Origin of the sequence: Alitibacter langaaensis DSM 22999, from assembly GCF_003096995.1 — a bacterium.
Taxonomy (GTDB): Bacteria; Pseudomonadota; Gammaproteobacteria; order Enterobacterales; family Pasteurellaceae; genus Exercitatus; species Exercitatus langaaensis.
On sequence record NZ_QENU01000026.1, the window covers coordinates 1 to 6,809 of the forward strand.

The 6,809-nt window shown below is 40.8% G+C and carries 5 protein-coding genes and 2 pseudogenes; 3 read left to right on the plus strand and 4 right to left on the minus strand.

From position 1 onward, the window contains the following. Positions 1-76 (plus strand): annotated as a pseudogene (locus C8D76_RS09755) (IS1595 family transposase); the annotation flags it as partial. A 154-nt stretch (positions 77-230) separates the two neighbouring features. Here C8D76_RS09755 and hflC read toward each other — a convergent pair. Further along, positions 231-1,118, minus strand: coding sequence for a protease modulator HflC (gene hflC, locus C8D76_RS09760; protein ID WP_116632581.1), 888 nt, complete (start codon positions 1,116-1,118; stop codon positions 231-233). Continuing rightward, positions 1,118-2,299 carry an FtsH protease activity modulator HflK gene (hflK, locus tag C8D76_RS09765; RefSeq protein ID WP_116632582.1) on the minus strand — a complete coding sequence of 394 codons (1,182 nt, stop codon included), beginning with the start codon at positions 2,297-2,299 and terminating at the stop codon, positions 1,118-1,120. The genes hflC and hflK overlap by 1 nt, the downstream gene beginning before the upstream one ends. Positions 2,300-2,475: 176 nt before the next feature. Between hflK and C8D76_RS09770 the strand changes: the two genes are divergently transcribed. After that, complete coding sequence (locus C8D76_RS09770) at positions 2,476-3,267, plus strand: hypothetical protein (protein ID WP_116632583.1); 792 nt, start codon at positions 2,476-2,478, stop codon at positions 3,265-3,267. An 82-nt stretch (positions 3,268-3,349) separates the two neighbouring features. Here C8D76_RS09770 and C8D76_RS09775 read toward each other — a convergent pair whose 3' ends face one another. Beyond that, a complete protein-coding gene (locus C8D76_RS09775; RefSeq protein WP_116632584.1) occupies positions 3,350-3,907 on the minus strand; it encodes a hypothetical protein in 558 nt (185 codons plus the stop codon). A gap of 113 nt (positions 3,908-4,020) precedes the next feature. Then, a pseudogene (gene fbp, locus C8D76_RS09780) lies at positions 4,021-5,024 on the minus strand (class 1 fructose-bisphosphatase). Between the two features lie 168 nt (positions 5,025-5,192). Here fbp and mpl point away from each other — a divergent pair. Beyond that, the gene (mpl, locus tag C8D76_RS09785; protein WP_116632585.1) at positions 5,193-6,569 is read left to right on the plus strand and encodes a UDP-N-acetylmuramate:L-alanyl-gamma-D-glutamyl-meso-diaminopimelate ligase; all 1,377 of its coding nucleotides are present in this window, start codon (positions 5,193-5,195) and stop codon (positions 6,567-6,569) included. Positions 6,570-6,809 lie beyond the last annotated feature (240 nt).

A 6,809-nucleotide genomic window follows, 5' to 3' on the forward strand; every position in this document is an offset into this window, starting at 1 on the left:
GGAATGTGAATTTCGGTTTAACTTTGGAACACCCAAAATGCAGCTAAAAACATTGCGAAAATGGTGTGAAATTTAGGGCTAATCTACGTCAGCCCCAAAATAAAATCTCACTAAAGAAAAACTGGGCAGAGCTAAGCCCAGTTTTTTTAGCTTAATTTTCTGTAAACAAAAAAGTGCGGTCAAAAATTTTTATTTTTTTGACCGCACTTGATGTTTAGTTCAATGATTTCCTATTGCTTTGGCGTTTGCATAAAGCGGAAGAAATCACTATCAGGTTTAAGCAACATCATATTCTCCGAGCTCGCAAAACTGGTTTCGTAAGCTTTTAAACTACGGATAAAACTATAAAATTCAGGCTCTTGCCCAAATGCAGTGCTATAAAGTTTTGCTGCTGTGGCATCGCCTTCACCGCGTAATTGCTGGGCGGCTTTGTTTGCGTTAGCCGTGATTAACGTAACTTTACGATCCACTTCCGCTTGAATAAATGCCGCCTTTTCTTTACCTTGCGAACGGTGTTCACGGGCAACGGCATCACGTTCTGCACGCATACGTTGGTAGATTGATGAAGAAACTTCATCTGGCAAATTGATTTGCTTAATACGCACATCCACCACTTCAATCCCTAATTCAGCGGTGCTGTCTTCGCCTGAATTTAAAGATTTTTTCGCGCCCGCCATTAGTTCGCCACGAGTACCCGAAACGATATCTTTGATGGTGCGTGTACCGATTTCTGAGCGCAAGCGATCGCTGACTTTACGTTGCAATAAGTTTGCTGCAAGCGTTTTATCACCGCCGCCTGTTGCAGTGTAGAAACGACCGAAATCACTGATTTTCCATTTCACATAGGAATCCACTAATAAGTCTTTTTTCTCTACGGTAACAAAACGGTCGGCTTTGCCATCAAGGGTTTGGATACGTGCGTCAAGCAGTTTCAAACTGTCGATGATAGGCAGTTTAAAGTGTAAACCTGGTTCATAGACTTCAACTTTGTTGTCTGCATCACGTTGTACTTTGCCAAAACGCATCATAATACCGCGTGAGCCTTCTTGCACAACGACAACGCTAGAATAAATGACTAAAGCAAGAACGATGATAATTGGCGTTAAAAATTTACGCATTAGTTAAATCTCCCTTGGCGTTCCACAGATGATGGCGGTGTTGATTGAGTAGGGTGCGTTAAAACTGGCTGAGAATTGACCGCACTTTGAGGTGCTGAAGCTGGCGCCGTATTTGTTTGCGCGCCTTTGTTACGCAGCAGTTGATCGATTGGCAATACAGTCATACTGTTGCCCCCATCCATCATCACTTTTGGTGTTTTCGCCATAATACGTTCCATACTTTCAATGTATAGACGATCTTTTAACACAGTCGGATTTGTTTTAAATTCAGGTAATAAACGTTGGAAACGCTCAATTTCTCCTTGTGCATCAAGCACAACTTGTTCTTTATATGCAGAGGCGGCTTCAATGATTCGCTGTGCGTTACCGCGCGCAATCGGCTCACGCTCACGGGCATAGGCTTCAGCTTCACGAATGTAACGTTGTTCATCTTCTTGCGCTTTGATCGCGTCGTCAAAAGCATCTTTAACATCTTCTGGCGGGCGCGCAGATTGGAAGTTCACATCAATAATATTTAAGCCCATATCATAAGGCTTGATAATCTCATTGAGTGCTTTCCACGTGCTATCACGCACCACGCTACGCTCTTTGGTTAGAATATTATCCATCGTCATATGACCGATAACATAACGCAAGGCGCTGTCCGTGGCTTGCCCAAGGCTGTCATCCGCATTGGTAACACTAAATTTGTATTTCGCAGGATCGGACACGCGGTATTGCACAGTCATTTCCACTTTCACCATATTTTCATCTTGCGTCAACATGGAACCTTGGGTTTTCAGTTCACGCACTTGTTCCACATTAACCGGGATCACTTGATCGACAAAAGTGGGTTTCCAGTTTAAACCGGGTTGCACAATAGAATGAAGTTGCCCGAAACGGGTAACCACACCGCGTTCTGCTTCTTTAATGGTATAAAAACCGCTCGCTCCCCAAACGATAACGCCCACTAAGGCTGCAATCGGCAAAAATTTGCCATAATGAATGGGGGCGCCATTTGAACTACCATTATTGTTTGAGCGTGATTTATTTCCACCTAGCTTTTTCAATAAATTTGAAAAGGCTTCTTCTAAATCTGGTGGCGATTGTTCATCGTTATGCTTTGGCTTATCAGTTGGCTGATTTTCTTGCCCTGGATTATTCTTACCAGGGGCCGCCCATGGATCTTGATCCTGTGCCATTTTTTTCTCCATTCGAATATAACATTAAGTGTAAAAAATTTGTAAACAGTCTAAACAAAAACAAACTGCAAGTCTATGTAATATGGTGATAAATTTGCATTTTTAAAGTGCGGTCAAATTTGACCCTATTTGTGAATTTCTGCATAATACCCGCCACTTATGAATAAGGAATCATTATGGCACACGAAGAAACTTCTCCAATTTCGACCGCACTTTTTTCTGCTATACCGCTTATATTGCTGTTGGCATTTGAATTTATTTGCGCTTTACTTGGCGCAACGGTTGAGGTTGCGCAATACGCAATCGCCCTTTTTACGGCTGAAATTTTGTTATTGATTGTTTTTATGAAAGGGCAAATCTGTAATGGACAACGTGGACGCTTAATCAACGCTAATCAATATATGGCAATTTATTGGCTGCTTTCTGCGATTGTGGTTTGTACGCAAATAGCGACAGTAGGAATATTGCCCTTATTATTGTCTATCATTGGATTGATGATTGTGGCGATGATTTATCTGCGTTCATGGCTAGCAGCAGCCTTGGCGTTGGCTATTTGTGGCGTGGTTATCAGTCTTTATTTTGTAGGAAACTCACCTTTGCGTTTAAGTCCAATTGCGCAAATGTTAGTAGGGGTAATATTAGCCAATATCGCATTATCGGTTTCTCGTAACCGTTTACAAGGTTTTATCGCCTTGCTTCCGTTTCTTATGGCGTTATTAGTGGTTGTTAATGTGATTTATACTTTGGCAATGTTGTGTTTCGCGCCTAACATTATTCAGCCGATTGAAGCGATAAAAGATCTGCCAGCAGAATTTCCTGCGATACTGTATTTTGTGTTGCATCTGGTGATAATGGCTATTTTAGCGGTGCATATTTTGCGGAAAATTAAATTGGATTATTTTAATCTGATTTTATTGTTGATTCTGGCTTCAAGTTTGCCTGTATGGGCAACGTTTATTTCGTCATAGTGTGAATATTGTATAAACATGATGATAATAAAAATGCGCTGAGTGTGAATTCAGCGCATTTTTTGTTTGCGATATAACATTCTTATTCAGAAACGATCACTCTCGAACCGTCAGCAAAGGATACTTCACGGGCGACAATAATCACGCCAAGCTGTTTGGTTGGGTCTTGGATAATTGCTTTTGATTGTTCAGACATATTTTTAAATAAATCTAATGTGCGAACATCAGTGGCAGAACCTGCGGGAATCGGCTGTTTATTTAAGTCAAGCACAACATTTGTGGTGTAAATGATTTGATTATTCAGGGTAAATGCCGTTGTCCATGCTACTGAAGTTAATGGTTTTTTGCTCGTGTTTTCAACACGATAGACAACCAGAGAACCTTCATTTTTCTCTGCATCGGTCACAATATTTCGCGCCATTGCGGTAACCTTAACCGATTGATTAAACAATGCGAGCATTAGATCTTGTGTTCCCGATTGAGATTGGTGTTGTAACGCATCGGTTAAAGATTGCGGCTGCGCTGTTGGCACTTGGGTTTGTGGTGCGGGCTGAGCAGGTTTTTCTACCCCTTTGAGTTTGTCACAAGCGGTTAATGTAACTATTGCTAATAATAAGGTTAAGCTGAGAGATTTTTTCATGATGACTCCAAATAAATAAGAAAAGAACCAACAGGATGTTGGTTCAACATTTGCCGTCATCATATTCAATAGATGTTAAGGCGTCAATGAAATCACTGAATCTTTAATTAAATTTACACATTTTTAAATTCATTCATAAAATCCTGTGCTTTTTCAACCATTTCACGGGAGCCAACAAATAACGGAATGCGTTGATGAAGTGCGGTCGGAATTATGTCTAAAATTCGATTATAACCATCGGTCGCTAAACCGCCGGCTTGTTCGGCTAAAAATGCCATCGGATTGCCTTCATATAATAAACGTAATTTGCCGTTCGGATAATTCGTTGCATTGGGGTAAATGTAAATGCCGCCTTTCAGCATATTGCGGTGAAAATCGGAAACCAATGAACCAATGTAGCGCGAAGTATAAGGGCGATGCGTACTGGCGTCTTCTTCTTGGCAATATTTAATGTATTTTCCCCCATTGGGAATTTAAGATATTGCCCTTCATTAATAGAATAAATTTTTCCTGTTGGCGGAATTTGTAAGTTTTCGTGAGAAAGACAAAATACACCCAGTGAAGGGTCATAGGTAAAGCCGTGAACACCATTCCCTGTGGTATAAACCAACATTGTGGATGAGCCATAAACCACATAGCCCGCGGCAACTTGTCGATTGCCCGGCTGCATAAAATCTTCTAAGGTCACGGGTGTGCCAATAGGCGAAACGCGGCGATAAATGGAAAAAATCGTTCCCACTGCAACATTCACGTCAATGTTTGATGAACCATCCAGTGGATCAGTCAGAATCACATATTTTGCATTGCGCCCTCGTTCGGTATCAAAGGCAATAAACGTATCCTCTTCTTCTGAAGCGAAACCTGCGACTTCTTCACGAGCCATAAGAGCGCGCATCATCGTTTCATTGGCAAATACATCTAATTTCATCTGGTTCTCGCCTTGCACATTTTCATTGCCGGCTAAACCTAAGATATCTGTGGTTAAACCCGCGCGATTAATGTCGCGGTGAATAATTTTGGCGACTAATCGAATAGAAGACAAAATCCCTGTTAATGCACCTTTGGCATGAGGGAATTCCATTTGCTTTTCAACGATAAATTCGTCTAAGGTTTTCATGTTTTCTCCTTAAAAAAACTTCGTGAAATTTGACCGCACTTTGGCGCAATCATTTAGGCGATAGACTGAATTCGCAAGTTGGATTATTATAGCGAGACAAATTTTGTAAAGAATAACGAAATATTAACAATGTGATGCGAATCACATTTTTCTTTTAAAGAGAATAAAATGGACAAAAAACATATTCATATTTTGGGTGTCTGTGGCACTTTTATGGGGGGCGTTGCCATGATCGCAAAGCAACTGGGCTATCACGTCACGGGTTCGGATACCAATGTTTATCCGCCAATGTCAACGTTCTTGGAACAAAGTGGCATTGAGATTATTCCAAATTTTGATGTCGCGCAATTGCAGCCCGCGCCTGATATGGTGATTATTGGAAATGCGATGAAGCGTGGTAATCCTTGCGTGGAATATATCTTAGAAAATCAATTGCCATTTACCTCTGGTCCACAATGGCTACATGATAATTTGTTGCGTAATCGTTGGGTGTTCGCGGTTTCAGGGACTCATGGCAAAACCACCACAACAGGTATGTTGACCTGGATTTTAGAACAGAATGGATTAGAGCCTGGTTTTTTAATTGGTGGAATTTCAGGTAATTTTGGGGTTTCTTCTCGTTTAGGCGGCGATAAATATTTTGTTATTGAAGCCGATGAATATGACACTGCATTTTTTGATAAACGCTCGAAATTTGTTCATTACAATCCCAAAACCTTAATCATTAATAATATTGGCTTTGATCATGCAGATATTTTTGATGATCTCAAAGCAATCCAGCGTCAATTTCATCATATGATTCGCACAATGCCACAAAGCGGTTTAGTGCTTTCAACGGCGGCGGAAAACAGTGCGAAAGAAACCCTAGATATGGGTTGTTGGTCAGAACAGCAATTCTTAGGAAAAGATAAAGAATGGTTTGCCGAAAGAATCACCAATGATTGCAGCCAATTTGCCGTATATCATTATGGCGAAAAAGTGGCTGAAGTGAGTTGGAATATCGTGGGGCAACATAATATGCATAACGCATTAATGGCGATTGCGGCAGCCCATCATGCAGGTGTCTCCGTTGAAAATGCGGCAAAAGCACTTTCAACATTTGTGAATGCCAAACGCCGCTTAGAAGTGAAAGGTGAAGTGAATGGTATCACTGTGTATGATGATTTTGCTCATCACCCTGCAGAAATTCAAGCTACATTGACCGCACTTAGAGATAAAGTAGGGGGCGGTGTGCGTATTTTGGCTGTACTTGAACCCCGTTCGAATACTATGAAAATGGGACATCATAAAGATGAGCTCGCTCCTGCGTTGGTTAGAGCCGATTATGTATTCTTATTGCAACCCGATAATATCCCGTGGGAAGTAGCAGAAATTGCTGCCAAATGTATCCAACCCACAGATTGGACGGCGGATTTAGACAAGCTAGTGGACATGATAGTGAAAGAAGCACAACCGAAAGACCATATTTTAGTGATGTCAAATGGTAGCTTTGGCGGAATACATCAAAAATTATTAACGAAACTAGCGGAAAAAGAATCAAAGTGATGAAGAAATAATCACTTGCTAATAATTTTCAAAAAATTTCAGCAAAAGGGGTTGCAAAGGATTTGAAAATGCCTATAATACGCCGCACACAACGACGCGCTGTTGTGAAATTGAAAAGATTATCCAGTGCGTCGTTCTTTTTTGCTCTTTAACAATTTATCAGACAATCTGTGTGGGCACGAGTAAGATTCGTTTTGAAAAAAATTAAAACAGAAACTTAAAGTGCTGAACAAAGTTAAT